The sequence below is a fragment of the Bacteroidota bacterium genome, from assembly GCA_018816945.1.
GTDB lineage: Bacteria > Bacteroidota > Bacteroidia > Bacteroidales.
This window is the reverse complement of sequence record JAHIVC010000018.1, coordinates 44,745-64,056: the sequence shown is the minus strand read 5'-3', so window position 1 is coordinate 64,056 and position 19,312 is coordinate 44,745. Positions and strand designations below refer to the sequence as shown.

The following is a 19,312-nucleotide window of genomic DNA, read 5'->3' as shown; positions in this document are numbered from 1 at the left end:
TGATCGCTTTTTTGCTCCCCCTATAATGAAAAATTGCAATTATTTATCTACGATTATAAGCATCCAAACACTTAAACATAGTGCCATTTAATATCATATCTTTGATTATACTATGAAACGAATTACCTATATCAGTAAATTAAAAGCAAAATTAAGTTTCTCAGAGATTGATGAACTCGGTAAGATATTTGAAAAAAATAACCGGACAAAAAAAATAACGGGCACTCTTATTTATTTTAACAACTTATTTTTTCAAATTATCGAGGGTACCGAAAAGGATATTGACTTGCTTTTTAATAAAATTAAGGGTGACCATCGCCATGAAGATATATTGGCCCTTAAGTTGGAAAATGATATTAGTGAGCGCTATTTCCCTGATTGGTCTATGAAGTTAACAAATCTCGATCAAAAGACAGATGAACTTTCATTACCTATCAAGTTGCTTTTGCAGGCCCTAATTGATTCTCATATGGTCATTGAAAAATATACGCAACCCAGTGTTTTAAAGATTATTAGTAATGGATTAAATCCTGTGATGATTCAACCAAAAGAGGTTGAACGAATTATTGTTTTTGGAGATATCTTGTCCTATTCTTCTTTGGCTGAACAATTGAATATTGAAGATGTATTTTTGCTCATCAATTCCTATTTTGAAATTTGTACCCGAATTATTACCAAGAAGGGAGGAGAGGTCAATAAGTTTATTGGTGATGGATTTATGGCTTATTTTAATGGTGATAATGCCGACTTTGCATTGGAAGCCTGTATTGAGATTTTAGAAGAGTTAAGGCAACTTAGAATTACAGTATCTGCCAATTCACCTCTATCGCTCTTATATTCAGGATATGGAATTGATAAAGGTATGGTAATAGAAGGGAATATGGGCTCAGAAATTAAAATGGATTATACTATTATTGGGGATGCAGTAAATACCGCCTCCCGTTTAGAAGATCATACAAGGGTAGTTGAGAAGTCAATTGTTCTTTCAGAATTAGTAAAAACAAGTTGTAAAAAGAAATGGGACTTTATTCGTTTGGGGCAATTTTATTTGAAAGGACAACAAGAGCATACAGCCGTCTATTCAATAAATCATAAATTGGTAAATAATTTTAAAGACAAAGAAAATCTTTTGGACAGAATAGCAGCCTTTGCGATGAAATCCAAGAAGGTGTAGGTTGATTTTATCATATTTCCAAATTGAAAATCGTAAATTAACAAACAACCATTCTTAAATAAAAAAACATCCAAAATATTAAACGCTTTTTGTTCCCCCTTCAGGTCTTTCGCGTTAGGCAGGTAACCAACCATGCCTTTAAAAAATCTTTAATTATAAATATGCAGTCGACAATAAAAAAAGCGTTCAGAACCCTGAACGCTTTTTTGCTCCCCCTTCAGGACTTGAACCTGAGACCCTCTGATTAACAGTGTTTTTGGGGAAATTCCAAAATCCCCAATATACTTGGGTTCTGTGAGTTATTATAAATAGAATAGATTAAGATGTCCACCATTTGTCACGGTTTTACACAAAACCTTGCTTGAAACCTTGCGCGTTTTTATAAGAAATCGTTGGGGATTGCGGGCGACTTTCCTATCAAGATACACCGAACTTGATGCGTGGCAGAAAGCTCGAATAACCAATTAAACCCCAATGTTTATACCGCGTGTTATACGCTGATTATTTCATCAATATAGTGACATTCTACTTCATTAAATTTATCAATAAAATGTTTGTAACTAGGGCTATTTAAATATATTACTTTCGGGTCGGCTGATAAAATTAAATCTACACCGTCAGTTGTCTCGTGATAAAAATCAACAGTTTTCCTTATGAAACCTTTGCCACTAATTCCATCAAAATTTGACATAGGACACTCTTTATTTATATTATAATATTTGCTAAAATTATCCCAATCTGCTAAAATCCAGTTTTCAATCATTCTATCAGCTACTCCAATTATTATATTATCATTCTGATGACCTAAATTATTTAGAAGAATTCTTAATTCATTCTCAATTTCAGATATGCTTGTAGTTCTTTTCTCTTTATCAATAAGACAAATTATTGGATAATAATTATTATTTAAAAGATTAATGTGTGTAGATATTCTTTTTGCAATTTCACTTAAACAAACAGTATCTCCATTACACCCAATTAGTTTAACGGGTTGGTTTGGGCAAATTTTCCTAATTACTTTTTGCTCAGTTTGACCATCAACAAGATATGCAGGCCTACTCATTGTCTAGTCCTCCTGTAAAATAATAGTACCCAAGCCCAAATCCAGTTTTAGAGATTTCCTCATTTAGCATTTTCGCATTTTTAACTCTTTCAGCACTAGTAACGCCATGCTCAAGTTTAACTATAATTACCTCTTCTGGCTTTGAATGATTCAGTAGAGTTTCACTATGAGTTGACATGATAATAAAGGAATTTTCATTTTTTGAAGCATATGTATCTCGCATGATATCAACAATCTGCGCCTGCATCCAAGGGTGTAGATAATTTTCTGGTTCTTCAATCGAAAATATTTGGGTTGTAGTTAATATCGCAGTAATTAAGGTAATCCACTTAATAGTTCCATCAGACATTGCCGATAGCGGAAGTACAATATTTTCCTTATCGGTTGAAATGTGAATTTTTACTTGTAATTGATTATCAAAAGGGTTATTAACTACTTCAATTCGTTTTATAGAATTATTTGCCAGGTTAGTTAGCTTTTCTATTCTCTCATATGTCTTTGGATTAATGTGCCTTCTTCGTCTAATCATGTAACCATATGACATACTCCTTCTTAAATCTAAGTTATTTTGTATATGGTATAAAGTTGAAGCCAGGCCTGTACCATCTTTCTTTATTCCAGGTTCATTTGCAATATCTTCAGGCTGTTTTACTTTTGTGGGAATAATATTGAATGTTTCACCCCCTAATAAGTCTCCAAAAATCAGTTCAATATGTGATAAAAATCTAAAAAGTTGCTGTACCAAACTTCTTTTTTGATTATCACCACTACGAGTTAAAAAATCTATTAATTCTTCATTATCAGGGTTTTTACGATACATGTGACTTTTGTACTTTCTTCGGTCAAGCTTCAACAATTTAACCTCAATTTCCCCATCAGAATTGACAGACTGCTCAATGTTTAAATCTATGTTTTTTGAATTTCCAGAAAGTAATGCTTGTTTATTACTCAGCTGACCTATTATCCTTTGGTATGAATATCGTATAAGTCCTTTTTCTTTAATAACACATATTTTAAATTCATACAAATAATTGAAATATCTGTTTTTATCAAACAAACAATTACCCCTTGTAGTAATGTGAATTTCATTACTAAATTCAACTGTGCCAATTTTTCTAAAAATTGAGCCTGCTCCTCCCGATAAACCAACTGCATCCTGTACCTCTCTCTGTGCAATATGAGACAAAAATTCAAATAAAGAAATAATATTTGTTTTGCCTGAACCATTCGGTCCTACTAAAATATTTAATCCCTTTTTTAATTCTATTTTAAAATTATTAAGCGACTTAAATCCTGTTACTTCAACAAATTGTATCATAATGTGTCTACTTATTTTAAGCTAAATTATTAATGTCAAAGTTGTTAATTTGCGCATAACTTATTTATATGTTCACCTTGAATGTATATATCCACCCGTATTGGTATGTATTGTGCACCTTTTATGTTCTTATATATTTCCCCTCTTCCCCAAAATTCATGTGCTACATAATTCTGTGGGTTGTCCGCTAGATAAAAATTGTAGTACCTTTTTCAAATATATGAAATAAGATGAATTAAAACGTAACGATTACTAATGAAAATGGATTGTCATTATGGATTTCCCCAAAACCTTGTGCATTTATATATTAGTAAACAATCTCCTTAAAAAAGATGTTTATTAATTTCAAAAGTTGATTCCATATCGATGCTCGCCAAGTAATGTTCGGTCACAATTGAATTGGAATGACCCAGCATTTCGCCAATATCATCCTTCGATACCCCGGCTCGTCTTAATGTGGTAGCATATGAGTCCCTAGCTGTTTTTACCATCAACGGAACTGATATTTCTAATCGTTTCCCTATTTCACTGAGGCTATTATTTATAATTTTTTTCATTTTTTTACTCTTGTTCTCAAACATACTATTTGAATATCCCTCCTTTAACTTTCCCAGCACAAACGGACTGTCTTTCACCCCTATTTTATCCATTAATTCCTTTAATAGAGGACTTACAGGGACGATAATTTCTTTTTTGTTATTCTTCCTCGTCGTCTCTGTTTTTTTCCTAAAAAACACGATATAGTTGTTATGAATATTGTCCCAGCGCATTCTCAATAAATCAGCAAAATTAATCCCGTTACATCTATAAAGAAATAACCATATATCTCTGGCGTATTCTTCCTGCACCGATTCAAACTCATTTAATTCAGCTACCTTTTTAATCTCATCATTTGTCATTACCAACTTTCGAGGATAATAGCTACTAATACTATATCCGCCTTTCCCAAACGGATATTTGAAGCTGGTTGGGATAATATTGTCTTCATTTGAAAAGTAATTGATTATTCTTCTCAAATCCCTCAGATTTGAATCAATTGCACATTGACTGACCCCTGAATCCAATCTTTCTTTAACAAACCGATTGATGTAATTGGGTGTAATACTTAATACTGAGATATCGGGACTGAATGTTTCAAAAACCGACCTGCTGTATTTGTTATGAGCCTTACTGGCCGGCTTTAGATTTTCAGATTTCAATATGAAATTCTCGAACAAATCTTTCAATAATAATGAGCTGACTTGTTCAGGTTCTTTATTGAAAAACTGTCTTCTGTATTCCTGTTTATCAAATGGTTTTAGGTTTATAAAAACACGTTCGCTCTTGGCCAAGTGTTGAGCGCATGTCTGCCTAAACTCAACACTATTTTTATCCATTGATTTCTTTTCAAAAACGTGATCGTATTGTTCTTGGGTTATCTTTGCGATGTTCAGATACATTTGTTCACTACCCATATTGACTCGAATAGCGAGGTTATATTGATTTTTCTTTTTCAGTACACGGGTATCTAAAACCAAGTTAAAAGCTGCCATAATTATAATTTTTGAAGTTTTGGTAATTCATATTCATTTTTGCAATCATTTGCCACCCATCTATCAATTTCTTCTATATCAAATCGGGTACTTTTTCCAATCTTTTTATATGGAATGGACTGTTTACTTACTTTCTTATAGATAAGCGACCTGGAGATTTGCAAATACTCTCCAAGCATATAAACTGTTAAATATTTGTTGTTATTAAACATAATTAATCTTCGATTTTGCGTTAAAAATATACATAATTAAAATTAGAATACCAAATAAAACCCGCGTTAACACTGGTTTGTAGCGATTTTGGTGTAATTATTTTGGGATTTTTTGAATTTGTATTTAGTATCTTGGGGAAATCCTGTTGGGATGATATAACCCTCCGGATAGACCCACAAGTGAAATTGGTTACAGGTATCTACAATTCGGCTCATGGCAGGAAATATTTCGATTGCTTCCCTATCTTCACCGCAAATATCGTTTTTGATTTGCTGCTTGTGAGTCCAAGGGATATCAGTTGAATTATCTTTATTATGAAATGATAGGTGAATCATTCCATCAATCATTACTCTGGCTTTGACATTATAAATATCATTTATAAAAATGCCGATATCGCCTTCGGGGTTAGCGGGGTCTACTTGTTTTTCTACAAACTTCATAGGAGTCCACTTTGGAACTTTCCAATTTTTTCTTTTCTTTTCAACTAGTCTCATTAAAGCCCTTTTTTGTTGGCGAGTTAATATTTTCATAGTATTAGTGTTCAGTATCCCTGTTCCCGGTTTTAAATTATTATAAGTTATTTCTGATTATTGGTTATTGGTTATTGGCTCGTAAACTAAGGACTTCTGTTTTTTTTGTTTTTCATATTATCACGGATTTTGGTTAATTATTGATTGTGCAGTGAGTTATGGGTTCAAGCATAAATTCATTTTCAAATTCGAATACCTGTTCCATATCCGGTCTGTTCTCATCGACAAGTTGAAGTCGTTTAGCCGCAAAATTGTGTGATTTTGTATCGGTGTCATACCCAATTGCATTTCGGCCTAAAGCCACTGCAACCGCCGTTGTTGTTCCTGAACCACTATAAATGTCCAAAACAGTTTCACCGGGTTTTGTGGTCATCAGGATGGGTAAAAGAGGTATAACACTCGGGAAAGGAGCTAGGTGCTTAAATTTAGGGTCAATCTCACTCAACTCTTGCCAGTTGAAGACTGCTGTTTCGATAATCTTCCTGACATCCTGCTCTTCGAGGAAATTTCGGAATCGCTCGAGGGGTCTTTTAAACGACCAGCCTGATTCTTTTCTTGATTGGGATTTCTTGCCCTTAACAATTTCAAACCCTTGATTAGGTTGCCAGTTCTTAAACTCTCTGAAATAATATTTATTTGGGTCTTTTACAAAGTGGAGTATTCGTTCAATGGTTGGAAGAAGCCTGCCTTTTACTGTTTGGGGTTTTTGGTTGGTTTTTCGCCAAATCCACTCGTCAACAAAGAACCAACCATCCTTCATCATTTCAATGGCAAACTTGTAGATTGCCATGCAATTTTTACCATCATTATATGAGTCTGCCATTATCACAAAGAGGCTTCCTGTTTCCTTTAGTTTAGGACGAACGCCACTGAAAACCTTAACCTGATTCCTAACATACTCATCCACATTCTCCTCTTGTCCATGTGGAACCATACCTTCGGGGTTTGTTCCGTCAGGGTAATTTCTTTGACCGAAATAAGGGTTGGATGTCGTAGCACAATCAATACTGTTATCAGGAATATCGGAGAGATTTTCGTTGGTTTTGTTAAATAGTTCAAAATGATTGCCCTTTATATAATCCATAGCTTCAGTAAGGGCGTTGGTTCCCTGTTCAGCTTTATCGGCTTTGTAGGCCTTCATCTTGTCATAGGCTTGGTTGACCAACATTTCCCCACTCTCAAGCCGTTCCATTAACCTAAACCCTTTGGCCTCCTCGTCACCATTCTCTTCAAAATCCCTAATGGCAAAAATTCTTCGAAGCGAGGTTGCCGAGATATCACATCCAATAATCTCACAGGCAATCCCAAACCTATCTTTACCTGCAAGGGCGAAATCATCATTACCAAGCGTTAAATCACCAATAGTCTCACGTTTTTTACCTTGTGATTTTCCCAAAATACCGAGAATGAGTTCCGCATGGTCGCAGAGTTCTTTATATGACCTTTTGGTTCTAAAATTCCTCAGAACTAATTGGTCGTTAATCTGCTCATCGGTGTATTCCAGCACTTCCACACGGATGGTCTTAAATCCCAACTCTTTTGCTGCGTAATATCTGCCTGCCCCATCTATGATGTTCAAGAATTCATCACGTTCGACCACCTTGACAGCTTCAAGTTGTCCGATGACATTCATTGTTAATTTTAAACCCTCAAGGTTTTTGTTCTTATAAACTTCTTTTACTAATGGGTGTAACTGAACCTTGTCCAGTTCTGTATCAAAAATTATTGTTTTCATTTTCTTTTTATTTATATGTTATATTGATTGTTTGACATAGTTTTTAAACATACCAATGGCCGTCAGGATTGATTTCAATCCGTGTATGTCATCACACTGTTATGACATAGTTTTGGGTCAAAAAAAACAGAATTCCTAAGGAACTCGCTTATTGACCTCCGTTTGCCATTTGACTTGTAATCTCACTCCCTTTGGCAGGAATATAGAACTCGATGAATAGTTAAAATTGAAGACCGACACCTCTGAACAATGTTCAAAGCGATATCGAATATCTCCCCTTCTATTTTAAAAATGTAATATGGCATAGTATAAAAATGATATGGTTTTTAAATAAAAATTATATATCTCCCTCATCCCTCCTTCTTAGAAGAGTTTCACTCATTTTACTTTTGGCTAGCTCCTTCGCTTTTATATTCAAAGTATCATCCCCAAAATCAGATGCTTTACCAAGATAAATCTTAACCTCTTTATTCTTGCCCCCAGCTAATGGCCAAAAGGTCTTTGCTGTGAAATACTCGATATCCGTCTTTTTATCCCTTGTTCTGGCGACGTAAACTGTTGGTTCAGCAATTATCCATTCCTGTTTATAGTTCAGAATAGCCTCTTCAATCTCATTCAAAGCCGTTCTATACTTTTCAGCAAGTAATCGCAGATGGTCAAATGCTATGGCAACATTTTTGGGCTTCCTGTTGTAAACAAAACCATCTTGTACAGCAATTAATCTTTCTAACTCCTCAAATCCTTCAAGAATTCCCGGAACATTCGTCTGTGTTTTTTTACGACTCATAATAGATTATTTTTCAAAACTATGGCAAAGATATGTAATGACATACTCATTTCCAAATATTTTTGAAACATTTTTTTACTAAACCTCTAAACAATAGGAATATCAATGAAAACAGAATTTCTATTGGTATTGAAATTTTAGGTTGGAATGCAAGGTTTAACTTTAAATCGTACGACAGGAAGTTGGTTATTCGCGGTTTTTAGAATGGATGGTATAATTCAGTTTTTTTAATGAGATTCAGTTTTTTTTCAATTATGATGTATTTATTATTAGTTAAGGGTTGATTTTTTCGAATATTTTATTTATATTTTACATCAGAGGTAAACCTCAATTATTACGGCTAATGCCAAACAAAATAAAGAATTAATGGTCGGTTAAACGTATGACAGTTGCGTTAATTCTTTCAATCGCTCTACAATGGGACTCATCCAAAGAGCAACCTGAGAACAAAGGGATTTAAGGTAAGGATGACGAGCAACCGAACGGCTTGACAGGTGATTCCAGCCCCCAGCACACGGCGTTGATTAGGGGGAGCAACTCAAAAGACATATTTTGAGAGTTCGTTCTAGCCTTTGGTGATAACTAAAGGACTAGACGAACGCAACAATCTAAAAGCCACTTTTTTACTAGAGCACTAAGTACTAGAAAAGAATACTAGAAAGGAATACTAGAATACAAATACTAGAAATAATACTAGAAAATACTAGCATATATATGACTAGTAGAAAATAAAAAAATCAGATTGTTTTGTTCCGGATATATTATTAATCTTATTCCCATCTTAGCCAGGAAATTATTTAATTATAAGATAACAAACATCAACAATGCCCTCCCAAAATTGATTTTAATGAACTATGTTAGAAGATAAGGAATCAGAAGAACAACACCCTCATTTAACATTAATATCTCTTAAATCATCCTCAAATTGCTCCTTTAATAATGTTTATATGGTTTTTATTCGTGTTTTTTATCGTAGCAGACAATTAGGTGTAAATGTTATTTAATTGTGTCAATTAGTATTATGAAATCCTGCTAGTGTTGTCAATAACTAAAGTATTGTTCGACAATGTGTTACAAAATTTAACAGTCAATTATATCAATAGAAGTGAACCCTTTGATAAAGAAGAACATTTTTTATTAAAAATCGAGATTTTGTAGCACAATCAGATATTTATATGGATATGAAGAATAAGAAAAAAACCAAACACCTGAGCATCCGTCTTACAGTCCAGCAATATCAAAATTTGATTGAGCTGTTAAAAAAGGAACGAATCACTAAATCCGAAGTGGTCAGGCTCGCCTTAGCAGATTACTTAACAAAATAACCATTATAAAATAATAAGAAGATTATGAGCAATAGAAACACTGACATATCAAATGAAAACGATGAAAGAGACCGATTGTATTTCGATTTTGAAGACCATTTCAATATGAACGAGATTTCAGAAGAGAAGATTCAATTCGCTAAATATTATTTAGAAGACAAAATGGGAATTGATTTAGAGGAAGACCCAGTAATCGTATTCTCCTCAATAAATGGTTCAGTGTTCGGGTATTTGGTGGCACATATCGTGGATGAATATTTATTGCAAAAGAAAAAATCTGAAGACGGGATGTGAATCTCCTTCCCGGTTTGTAAAGTATTATAATTATGAAAGATATCATGAATCTATACAAAATCTTACACCAGCAGAGGTGTATTATGGAAGGGCAGAAAGTAAGTTAAGAAAACGAAAAAATGTCAAAGACAAAACTTTAAATGCAAGAAAAAAACAATATCAGAAAAATCAATTAACTTTGAATTAATACTCTCTTAGTTTTTGACTCTAAAAGTTCAAATTTACTTGGCGACGTATATATTAAGAAAGAGGCTGATTTCAATAATGACGGTTATACAGACATATTAGTAGAGATTATTACTGCATGTGGTGGAAATTGCTGTGGTAACAGTTTCAAAATCTTCTGCTATGATGGTCAAACCTTTAGAGAAACTAAGGAAGTTGGTTATGTTTGGGATGGGATTGAAATTGCTGAATCAAGTGTTGGCTACAATTTCATTGTAGAAACAGTTCATGAAGGAATCATGAATACAGATATGTGTAATGATAAAATAGAAGCTATTCCCTATAAGAGTCCTCCGGGTTTCACTCAAATAGTGAAATAGCTGAAAATAAAGAATTATTTTTACGTGAAGTTAATAAGAGTGAAATTCTAGTAATACAATTTAAAAAAAATTATGGCAGATTATTGTAATATTTGTACAAGTCAACTATTATATCGTGACCTTGAATCAACCGACGTTCATGATGTAATGAAGGATTATCGATTATTATCTGGTAGCGATATTAACATTAATGAAATATTTAATAAAGCTATTAAACCAGAGATGGAGGATTTTCTATCAAATGAAAATTTGGTTTTAGAAATAGGTGGAATTTGTGAGTATTGTGGACTCGTGAGATTATCAGTAGAAAAGAAAAATGATATAATTTATCTTGTCGCTTGGTGTTTTAAATACGATGAGAATAAAAATGATAGGCTGGGGAAATACTATATTGCGATTATTAATAATAATGAATTGGATTATCAAGAAAATGAAATAATAAAATACTACGAAGAGTAATAGCAATAATCGATCTTCTAGCTTTAAATAGTCCTATTTATAGGGAGGGCTACAATTCTATAAATAATATCCCTAGCATGTTATACGTCGGACTTGGGTTGACTTACAATATCATAATATTTAGTAGCCCATTTATCTACACCTGTCTTATTCAATATAGAATTCTGGTACTGCTTCAAAACAATTACTTCTGAGGAGAAAAAATCACTACATACCCCATAATCCCTTCCTCTTTTGATTTTCTAGATATAGGCCTTCTATGGTCAATCAGTCTGGCTTTTCCAATTTGATAGCACATATCGTGGTCGAATACGAAAAGTTTATTGAAAAAACCTGAAGTGGATATGGATCTCCTTCCCGGGTTCTCGTGGAAACTAGTATTGCACAGCCTTCAACTTGAAATACACCCCAATTCTATTCGATGTGCAAACTGATCTTCGACAAATAGATCTTCCGGGATCAGGATAGATTTTTTATCCTGTTTAACTTCCTGAAGTGTGATACAAAATATCTTAATAAAAAGTAATGCACTTTTAATTTAAATTAACCAGCTGGATATTAGGCAGAATGGCATAAATGTGTTACATTTATATTAGGATTAAATATAGCACGATATGAAGATAAAATACAATAGAGTTTCAACCATAAATCAGAGTGGAAATAGATTCAATGCTGATACAGATAAATACGACCTCGTACTTTTCGATAAAATAAGCGGCTCCATACCATTTAGGGAAAGACCCAAAGGAAAGGAACTCGTGAAGCTTGTTGAAGATAATAAGGTAAGTGAAATTCACATTGAAGAATTGAGTCGCATAGGTCGTTCAGTAGGGGATTGTATTTCAGTCTGCGAATGGTTAGACTCAAAAGGAGTGAACATAATAGTCCGAAATCTTGGTTTGCAATCTCGTCCAGATGGTAATCCGAATCCTGTGTGGAAGATCATTTGTGCAACCATGAGTTCGCTTTATGCTATGGAATTGGAAAATATTTTAGAAAGGACGAGTACTGGACGCATGGTATATGTTCAGAATGGCGGTGTCCTTGGTAGGCCTCGTGGAACAAACGAATCCGAAAAGGAATTCTTAAACAAAAAGACAAGTGTTTCTGTTGTTAAGTCATTAAAGAAAGGATTGAGCGTTCGTGAAACAAGTAAAGTAAATGGAGTCTCAACTCGAACGGTAATGAAAGTAAAAAAATCTGCACAAAAACATGAAATCTTGGGGTAATCCTAGTTCAAATCTTTAACTCCATAATCCAAATTACCCTTTCCTGCATTTTCCTATCAAAAAAACGGTCTTTTTTTTGGTCTTAGGATCTGCGATCCATCTCGCCTAAATTGTTCCGGATCTCCATCCATACAAATCAAACAGCAAACCATCCTTGTAGATGACTTGTATTTATTGGGTTTACAGACTAATTGTAGGTTACAGGAATGGGGTATATGGATTATTTGCTGTTTGAGTTTCGACTTTTCCCGGTGACCATCCTCCCTCCGCCCCGGCCATGGGCTCCCCACCCGGGCTACCGCCGTACCGCCCCTCAGTATAGTTGTTTCTAGGGGGGGTGATTAATTGGGTATAATCCCGTATGTGAAATAAAAATTTTTGGGCCAGAAATCTCAAAAACCGGTTTTCTTTAGATAATTAAATTGAAAATTTTGGGACATTTTCTTAAAAACTGAGAAGGATTTATAGATTCTTCGTTCGTTTTATTATTTACAGATTAGGCGTTAAGGCAGACAAAATCTATAGCTGGCCTTGAATCTGCTTTGGCATAAAATAGCGACCAGCCATAGAGCAGGAATATAAAACTTTGTCTATTTGAACAAAGCACAATATTCATCCTCAATTTTCATTTTTTCAATCAGAAACTCTGTCCAACCTTTTGTATATCTATATTGTCCCGAAGGTTCATCATAAATACAATATTTGGTATTTGTATTTGAAGGGGTTGCATCACCATTATCAGGTCTTACAGAATATTTTTTCCAACATTTTGTATGTGTATAATGATTGAATTTGTTTTTAATCATTTTGTTCTTGGTTATTTTAGGATTACCTATTCCAAGTTGAACAATTTCCACAACTTTACCTGGCATTAATAAATCTTTACCCGAAACTGGTCGTTCTTTAACTTTTACTAGAGCTGCAATCCTGTTAGCATTTCTTTTTTCTTCTTCTGATAATTCATCATAACGAATAAATTGTATTGGTAATGAATCAGCAGATTTATGATTTACAACTTGTAATAAAAAAGCTTTAAAAGAATACTGACCGCTCTCGAGAATTTCTGTTGAAAGTGAAGAACGATATTGATTGATAAAATCCTTTACCTTTTTTGCATCTGGGTTTGATTTTACAGCATCTACAAGACCACGGGGAGATGGAAATAATTGTAATGAAAACGATAAACTTTCACGTATGCAATAATCAACACCAAATTCCTTTTCAAGAATTTTATCATAATTAAGAAGCATAGCCTGACATTCCGCAAATAAATCAGAATCTATTTCGGGCAAAGATTTGTGTTCAATCTTGTTTCGTAATGGAATGAAAAACTCTAGATTGCTTTTAATGGGATTTTGAGTATCAGATTTAAAATATTCCTTTAAACATTCATTGAGGTTCCAGTAACAGAAGTCATTTTCTATGATTTTAAAGCGATTACTACCTTCCTCCCTTCTGAATGGTTTTATTTTTTTTCTAAAAAATATGGCATGAAATAATGAAGTCCAAGAAATTACCATAAGCACAATATACCCTCCTGAACGGAACTTTATTGCTGGCTTATTGTATGTTTCAATAGCCAACAATGCCGAATCTCTTGATTTTTCAAGGCTTTGTTTTACATTGTATGGTAAACCTCTCGACATTATTCAATGACTCTTATCGTTTCATCCCCACTTATATTCCTTATTTTAATTCGTTTCGGTTTGGTATCACTTACTATTTTACCATCCCAAAACTCTTTTGATTTAACTCCGTCTTTAATGACATAGCCAAGTTTGTTAATCTTTATTTCGGTTGTGCTGTGCCATTGTCCTTCGGTATTTTTACAATCAAGGGCAATGAGCTCAATAAGTTCTAATCCTTCGTTGCTAATATTGATTGGTTCAAATTTTTTGCCTTTGATTACGGATTGTAAATTCCCTTTTTGGTTGAACTCTCCAATTTTTTGAATTAATCGGTCGCTTATCAATTTTGTAATTTCGGTTGTAAAAACACCTTTGGTTTCACTGGTCGTAAACTCAATAATATCTTCAATTACTACGTCGTGAAGCAGGTTTTTAAGGTCTTTTAGTTCAACTTCAATTTCGGTGGCGTTATTGTCTTTTATGAATTTTTCTAATGCTTTTTGGTCGTCAATGTCGATGTAATAAACGATTACTTTTTTTGCATTCACTTCTAAGTTTTGCAATTCCTGATTAATGATGGTATTAATTGTTGGAATATCCAAAACCTTTTCTTGTGTGTTGAGCAAATTAGGAACATACACAGGCACAATTCCTTCTTTGCTCTTGGAAATGGCACCAAACCAAAAATTACTAATTCCTTTTACTCCTTTTTGTAAGCCTGGAATAAGTATTGCTAGTTTATCCATTGTTTGCTGTGGATTACGGAATAAACTCACACCGTCTTTAATTTCAAATATTTGAAAATTTGCCTTTGCTTCTTTTAGCCTATCTCTTACGGTTTGTATACTATTGATGCCAATATCGTTATGAATAAATTTTCTGCCTAAGTCGTTTGCCGATTTTGCGGTTACTCCACTGCCACCAAAAAAATCTGCGATTATCATATTTTTATTGCTACTGGCTTTTATGATTCGTTGTAATAAAGCTTCTGGTTTTTGAGTTGCATAATCCAATCGTTCTTTTGCCATTGGGTTTACAATAGGTATATCAAGCCATAAATTTTGAATTAGTTGACCTTGATATGTATCCGCATAAATTTTTCGATAAATTCTACCTGTACCATTTTCGGGTATTACAAGTTCATTGTTATTAAATAGCTCTTGCATTCTTGTTTTGCTATATAACCAACCATTTTCAGGAGGTTCTATGCCATTAAATACATATTTTAGATTCGGACGGAATAATGAGTTAACAAGAGGTGATTTCATGTATTTTCGACCATCACCATCATCATAAACAAATCTTTCGGCAAGATAATTTTGGGTATTTTCATCTTCTAAAGAATACTCTGCATTAAAAACATATTCATCACCAATGCAGTACCAAAATATTGTATCATTTGTTATTCCAAATTGTTTTGAAGCATAAGAAGTTGCTAATTTTCTTCTCCAAATAATTTCATTAACAAAATTATCCTCTCCAAAAACCTCATCCATCAATATTTTTGCATAATGTGAAATATGCCAATCAAGATGTAAATAAATACTTGCAGTATCACTCATCACGCTTTTTATTGCCATCAGATTTTCATACATCCAATTCAGGTAATCTTCCTTTTGCCAAATATCGCCATACATCTTTTCCTCAAATGCTTTGAGTTCATCAATATCCATTTCTTGTTCGGCTGCTGCTACTTTTTCAGCAAGTTTTGGGTTTTTACGCAAATACACCTTTTTAGCATAATCTGCACCACTAGCAAAAGGTGGGTCAATATAAACCAAGTCCACTTTAATTCCTTTTTCTTTGAGGTAAGCACAAGCTGAAATACATTCGCCACGGATTACCAAATTTTCAGATGGTTCGCCAACGGTCTCCAATTGCTCTACTTCGTAATAGGGCATTCCCCGTTTTATTCGGTCGTAAACTTTGTCGTTTTCGCGGTAACGCAAAACTCGTTGACTACGTGTAATATTGTCTAAAATGGCTTGTCCTTCAACCGTGTTCGGGTAATACGGGATGTATTTTACTGGCATATCTTAATCATTAAAAAAGTTGTTAATTTTATTGTTCAATTTTGTGATGTTGGCTACTATGTTTTTACTATCCTCCAAATAAAGGAAGTCGAAACGATGATACCCGAATTTTTCTTGATTGAGTTTTAAAAACTCAGTTTCCACATAGTTTTTCTTTTTCTGAAAAACCTTGTCTTCTGCATATAAAGCACCTTTGGTTTCAATAAGCAGGGCTTTGTGAATTTTATCTTTTTCGGTTCGCTTTATTATCAAAAAGTCGGTTGTGTATTTTCCTATGTTTTTCCAATACTTACCTTCTTTAGCAAAGCAGTTAATTACAAATTCCGTCAAACCACGTTCGCCATTGTAATAAATTTCTAATTGTTTGTTATTAAAATCAGATAATTGCAAAGCCTTTTGCAAGGTTTCAATTTCAAAACCACTACTTCCGTTACCTCCAAAATTGTAAGGTAAATAGTGAAATGAATTATTTTTTGATTTTACAATTGGCGAAAAATCAAATTGAGTTTTATAGCTTTCAATTGGTGGAACAAAGTTTCCCATTCCCTGCGCTTCCATTGTTGCTTTCATTAATTGATAAGCCTTTTCTACTTCGGACATATCAACTTCAAGGCTTTCGTTTTTGCTGTCTAATTCCAAAATTTTTGCTGTGTCTGCATCATTAGGAAATAGTTTAGGGTTTTTCTCTACATCAGTTAAACGTTCGGCAATCAATAATTCAGCATGTTTTGGAATTACTTCGGTATCGGTTTGCAAATCTCTTTTAATACTGAAAGCAACACGAATTTTTGATTTAATTTGGTGCAAATCGTAAAGTTCGTTGAAAAAGCGGGTTCCGTCTTTTTCAAAAGATACAGTTTCAAATATTTCTATCAATTCACTATTGTACTGATGTAATTGTTTTTCCGAAATTGCACCGAAACTTTCCCGTGAAATTTCAAAAAGCCATTGATTATAATTGGCAAAGGCAATTCCTGTTTCTTTAATAATGTCAATGCTACCAGTATCTAAATTTGATATTTCACTTGTAGTAATCAATGCCGAAGCCTTATAATCTTCCATCTTTTTAATAATGGCTTTCAGCTTTGCTTTGGTATTGGCTGTTTCTTCTTCATCAATACTTTGGTAAGTTACTTTCATTTGGTAAAATTCCACTTTTGGCAATTGCAAAAAATCTAAACGACTGTGGCGTTCTACCATTTCTACATGCCCATTTCGTCTGGTATTATTAAGCTCTTCAATGCTGCTGTTTTGCTCTTGTTTTAGCTGCTTGTTCAATGTGTCGGCATTGTCTTTATTCAGCCAAATCAATGCGGTTTCTACTTTACCTTTGTCAACTTGGCGTAAGCATCTGCAAGAAGTTTGTAAAACCATATTTTGTGGGCTGTCACCTTTTTGAGAAAGGATTACACCCGTCAAACTTGGGCAATCCCAACCTTCCTTACCTACTTGCACCAAAAGAATGTAACGCTTTTTTGAAATAGCCAAATCCAATGAACGAAACTCTAATTCATTTTCTTTGGGTAAAGTATATTTCTTATTTCCACCGTGAAATTTCAGAATTTCAACAGGATTTATTTTTAGTTCAGAAGTTAAATAAGGATAAACTTCTTCTTCCAATACTTCAATGTTACTACAATAGATTGCAATTTTTGCAATTGTTCCATTGTCGTAAACTTTGGTTTTATAAAGTTTATCAAAGTCATCAATTCCCTTTTTGATAATCTGAAAACGGTCAAGGTTTTGCCCGATTTTAACCGTTGGATTTTTAAGAAATTTTTTGATAGCCGTTACCAATGGATAATAATAAACGGTATTGGTAATTTGCGAGAATTTGAAAGCGTAATCTCCCGCTTTAATGGTCTCTGCACCTTGTAAATAAGGCGTTCCTGAAAAACCTAAAACGGTTGTGATATTCCCTTTGCTTTGCCAATAATTTACAGCTTGCCGTAATTTAATATCATCGGTTGCAGCGTGGTGTACTTCATCAATTAAAATTGTAAGGTTCGGAATTTGCCCGAATAATCTTTTTAAATCATTTGCAGTGTCCTTTTCCTCGTCAGTATCATAAACTATTTCTGTTTGAGCATCAAACCGAAAGCTTTCTAATATTACTTTTTCGGCATTTACAACAAAAACTTGCCCAAATGGATTCGGCAAACAAGCATTTACTTTTTGAGCATTTGGATTTCTTGCTTTGTTACTTTTTTTCGCTGATTTCTGTTCGTCCAGCACATCAAATTTCAATAACTTTTTCAGCTTGCTTGCCGAAGGCTCAGGCAAAACCCAAGAAGGGTCAAAATTTTCAATGGTTTTTAAACTGGGAACAATTGAATTTTTTAAACCAGAAGGAATTAACACTAAAAAATTATGGGCAAAGCATTTGTTTTCAGGCTCGTTGTCGGCAAAATACAAATCCAAATATATGAAAGCAGCCATTAGAAACGTCTTACCTGCTCCCATTGGTAAACTCATTAAATAGTCGGCATAGCTTACATTGTAGAAGATGCTTTTAATGATTGTTTCATAATCTAATTCAGTTGGTTTTTCAATAATGAGTTTTTCTAATTCAGGAAGCAATGTTCCTTTTTCATTTTTAGTTCTGGCAAAATCGTAAAGGGCAAAGGCGTATTTGTTTTCAGTTAAAAAATCCCTTGCAGCTTGATTAATATTCAGTTTTGATAAGTCGGTGCCATTGGTAAAAAAGCCCTCTATAAATAGTTGCCAAAGTGGTTTATTTTGTCCTTTAATTTTCAAAAACAAATAGGTCTCAATTGCTTCAATTTGAGTATCTCGCAATTGTCCTTTGTCTCGAATATATTTTACCAAATCAACAATGGTACAGTCGGCAGACTGTAACCACTGGTTTTTCTTTTCATATATGATATTATTTAACATCCTTCTTCTCTATTAATAAGTCCTTTACTTCAACTTCAAGTATTTCAGCAATCTGATATAAAACTTCTAATCTTGGTTGTTGTCTATTTTGCACATATGAGTTTACCATATTGTAACTCTTCCCCAGTTTGTCAGCCAACCAAGTCTGCTTTATTCCTTTTTCTTCAAGTACTTCTTTAATTCTGTTCATTGATTTTAAATTATCAGACCACTAAAATAATCTTTTGTATTTTATATCTCAATTTGCAAGATAAAAACCAATCAGAAACTTATCAACAATGCACAAGATAGATTTTGAAATGAGACAGAAGGACATATTCGAACTCTTGTTTTTTGGGAGGGACTTCCCAAAACCTTGCTCAAACCTTGCGCATAAAAAAAGGTTTCAAGACTTGATGTCTTGAAACCCTTATTGTTGTTGCTCCCCCTTCAGGACTTGAACCTGAGACCCTCTGATTAACAGTCAGATGCTCTAACCAGCTGAGCTAAGGAGGAATGTTTTACTTTTTAACCTCTGATGAACCCTGATCGCTCAGGACCCTAGACAAA

At 33.8% G+C, this 19,312-nt stretch carries 15 protein-coding genes and 1 tRNA gene; 4 read left to right on the top strand and 12 right to left on the bottom strand.

What is annotated here, in order from left to right:
• The first annotated feature begins 112 nt into the window (after positions 1-112).
• Positions 113-1,174, top strand: coding sequence for a BLUF domain-containing protein (locus tag KKG99_03570; GenBank protein ID MBU1012057.1), 1,062 nt, complete (start codon positions 113-115; stop codon positions 1,172-1,174).
• Positions 1,175-1,664: 490 nt separating this feature from the next.
• On the opposite strand, the gene KKG99_03565 is transcribed toward KKG99_03570, so the two are convergent.
• The 7 genes from KKG99_03565 to KKG99_03535 all read right to left on the bottom strand — a co-directional run bounded on the left by KKG99_03565 (position 1,665) and on the right by KKG99_03535 (position 8,352).
• Complete coding sequence (locus KKG99_03565; protein MBU1012056.1) at positions 1,665-2,237, bottom strand: DUF4276 family protein; 573 nt, start codon at positions 2,235-2,237, stop codon at positions 1,665-1,667.
• Positions 2,230-3,555 carry an AAA family ATPase gene (locus tag KKG99_03560; GenBank protein ID MBU1012055.1) on the bottom strand — a complete coding sequence of 442 codons (1,326 nt, stop codon included), beginning with the start codon at positions 3,553-3,555 and terminating at the stop codon, positions 2,230-2,232. The genes KKG99_03565 and KKG99_03560 overlap by 8 nt, the downstream gene beginning before the upstream one ends.
• Before the next feature lie 323 nt (positions 3,556-3,878).
• Complete coding sequence (locus tag KKG99_03555) at positions 3,879-5,087, bottom strand: tyrosine-type recombinase/integrase (protein ID MBU1012054.1); 1,209 nt, start codon at positions 5,085-5,087, stop codon at positions 3,879-3,881.
• Positions 5,088-5,089: 2 nt separating this feature from the next.
• Positions 5,090-5,266, bottom strand: a complete 177-nt coding sequence (locus KKG99_03550; protein MBU1012053.1) for a helix-turn-helix domain-containing protein — start codon at positions 5,264-5,266, stop codon at positions 5,090-5,092.
• A 99-nt stretch (positions 5,267-5,365) separates the two neighbouring features.
• Complete coding sequence (locus KKG99_03545; GenBank protein MBU1012052.1) at positions 5,366-5,830, bottom strand: hypothetical protein; 465 nt, start codon at positions 5,828-5,830, stop codon at positions 5,366-5,368.
• A gap of 133 nt (positions 5,831-5,963) precedes the next feature.
• Positions 5,964-7,565, bottom strand: a complete 1,602-nt coding sequence (locus KKG99_03540) for a ParB N-terminal domain-containing protein (protein MBU1012051.1) — start codon at positions 7,563-7,565, stop codon at positions 5,964-5,966.
• 337 nt (positions 7,566-7,902) lie between these two features.
• The gene (locus KKG99_03535) at positions 7,903-8,352 is read right to left on the bottom strand and encodes a hypothetical protein (protein ID MBU1012050.1); all 450 of its coding nucleotides are present in this window, start codon (positions 8,350-8,352) and stop codon (positions 7,903-7,905) included.
• Between the two features lie 1,349 nt (positions 8,353-9,701).
• Between KKG99_03535 and KKG99_03530 the strand changes: the two genes are divergently transcribed.
• The 3 genes from KKG99_03530 to KKG99_03520 all read left to right on the top strand — a co-directional run bounded on the left by KKG99_03530 (position 9,702) and on the right by KKG99_03520 (position 12,204).
• Positions 9,702-9,971: a hypothetical protein gene (locus KKG99_03530; GenBank protein MBU1012049.1), complete on the top strand. Its 270-nt coding sequence runs from the start codon at positions 9,702-9,704 to the stop codon at positions 9,969-9,971.
• A gap of 617 nt (positions 9,972-10,588) precedes the next feature.
• A complete protein-coding gene (locus KKG99_03525; protein MBU1012048.1) occupies positions 10,589-10,975 on the top strand; it encodes a hypothetical protein in 387 nt (128 codons plus the stop codon).
• A gap of 614 nt (positions 10,976-11,589) precedes the next feature.
• Entirely contained in the window at positions 11,590-12,204 is a 615-nt protein-coding gene (locus KKG99_03520; GenBank protein ID MBU1012047.1) for a recombinase family protein, read from the top strand.
• A 590-nt stretch (positions 12,205-12,794) separates the two neighbouring features.
• On the opposite strand, the gene KKG99_03515 is transcribed toward KKG99_03520, so the two are convergent.
• The 5 genes from KKG99_03515 to KKG99_03495 form a co-directional block, all read right to left on the bottom strand.
• Positions 12,795-13,850 (bottom strand): DUF3644 domain-containing protein, encoded by a 1,056-nt coding sequence (locus KKG99_03515; protein MBU1012046.1) that lies wholly within the window; start codon positions 13,848-13,850, stop codon positions 12,795-12,797.
• On the bottom strand, positions 13,850-15,865 hold the full coding sequence (locus KKG99_03510) for a site-specific DNA-methyltransferase (protein MBU1012045.1): 2,016 nt from the start codon (positions 15,863-15,865) through the stop codon (positions 13,850-13,852). The genes KKG99_03515 and KKG99_03510 overlap by 1 nt, the downstream gene beginning before the upstream one ends.
• A gap of 3 nt (positions 15,866-15,868) precedes the next feature.
• The gene (locus tag KKG99_03505; protein ID MBU1012044.1) at positions 15,869-18,763 is read right to left on the bottom strand and encodes a DEAD/DEAH box helicase family protein; all 2,895 of its coding nucleotides are present in this window, start codon (positions 18,761-18,763) and stop codon (positions 15,869-15,871) included.
• Entirely contained in the window at positions 18,753-18,953 is a 201-nt protein-coding gene (locus KKG99_03500) for a helix-turn-helix domain-containing protein (GenBank protein MBU1012043.1), read from the bottom strand. The genes KKG99_03505 and KKG99_03500 overlap by 11 nt, the downstream gene beginning before the upstream one ends.
• Positions 18,954-19,184: 231 nt before the next feature.
• Positions 19,185-19,258 (bottom strand) — tRNA-Asn (locus tag KKG99_03495).
• Between the last annotated feature and the right edge of the window lie 54 nt (positions 19,259-19,312).

Excerpts from the sequence above, each read along its gene's own strand:
- KKG99_03570 (MBU1012057.1), top strand. The coding sequence starts at position 113 with ATGAAACGAATTACCTATATCAGTAAATTAAAAGCAAAATTAAGTTTC.
- KKG99_03565 (MBU1012056.1), bottom strand. The coding sequence starts at position 2,237 with ATGAGTAGGCCTGCATATCTTGTTGATGGTCAAACTGAGCAAAAAGTA.
- KKG99_03560 (MBU1012055.1), bottom strand. The coding sequence starts at position 3,555 with ATGATACAATTTGTTGAAGTAACAGGATTTAAGTCGCTTAATAATTTT.
- KKG99_03555 (MBU1012054.1), bottom strand. The coding sequence starts at position 5,087 with ATGGCAGCTTTTAACTTGGTTTTAGATACCCGTGTACTGAAAAAGAAA.
- KKG99_03550 (MBU1012053.1), bottom strand. The coding sequence starts at position 5,266 with ATGCTTGGAGAGTATTTGCAAATCTCCAGGTCGCTTATCTATAAGAAA.
- KKG99_03545 (MBU1012052.1), bottom strand. The coding sequence starts at position 5,830 with ATGAAAATATTAACTCGCCAACAAAAAAGGGCTTTAATGAGACTAGTT.
- KKG99_03540 (MBU1012051.1), bottom strand. The coding sequence starts at position 7,565 with ATGAAAACAATAATTTTTGATACAGAACTGGACAAGGTTCAGTTACAC.
- KKG99_03535 (MBU1012050.1), bottom strand. The coding sequence starts at position 8,352 with ATGAGTCGTAAAAAAACACAGACGAATGTTCCGGGAATTCTTGAAGGA.
- KKG99_03530 (MBU1012049.1), top strand. The coding sequence starts at position 9,702 with ATGAGCAATAGAAACACTGACATATCAAATGAAAACGATGAAAGAGAC.
- KKG99_03525 (MBU1012048.1), top strand. The coding sequence starts at position 10,589 with ATGGCAGATTATTGTAATATTTGTACAAGTCAACTATTATATCGTGAC.
- KKG99_03520 (MBU1012047.1), top strand. The coding sequence starts at position 11,590 with ATGAAGATAAAATACAATAGAGTTTCAACCATAAATCAGAGTGGAAAT.
- KKG99_03515 (MBU1012046.1), bottom strand. The coding sequence starts at position 13,850 with ATGTCGAGAGGTTTACCATACAATGTAAAACAAAGCCTTGAAAAATCA.
- KKG99_03510 (MBU1012045.1), bottom strand. The coding sequence starts at position 15,865 with ATGCCAGTAAAATACATCCCGTATTACCCGAACACGGTTGAAGGACAA.
- KKG99_03505 (MBU1012044.1), bottom strand. The coding sequence starts at position 18,763 with ATGTTAAATAATATCATATATGAAAAGAAAAACCAGTGGTTACAGTCT.
- KKG99_03500 (MBU1012043.1), bottom strand. The coding sequence starts at position 18,953 with ATGAACAGAATTAAAGAAGTACTTGAAGAAAAAGGAATAAAGCAGACT.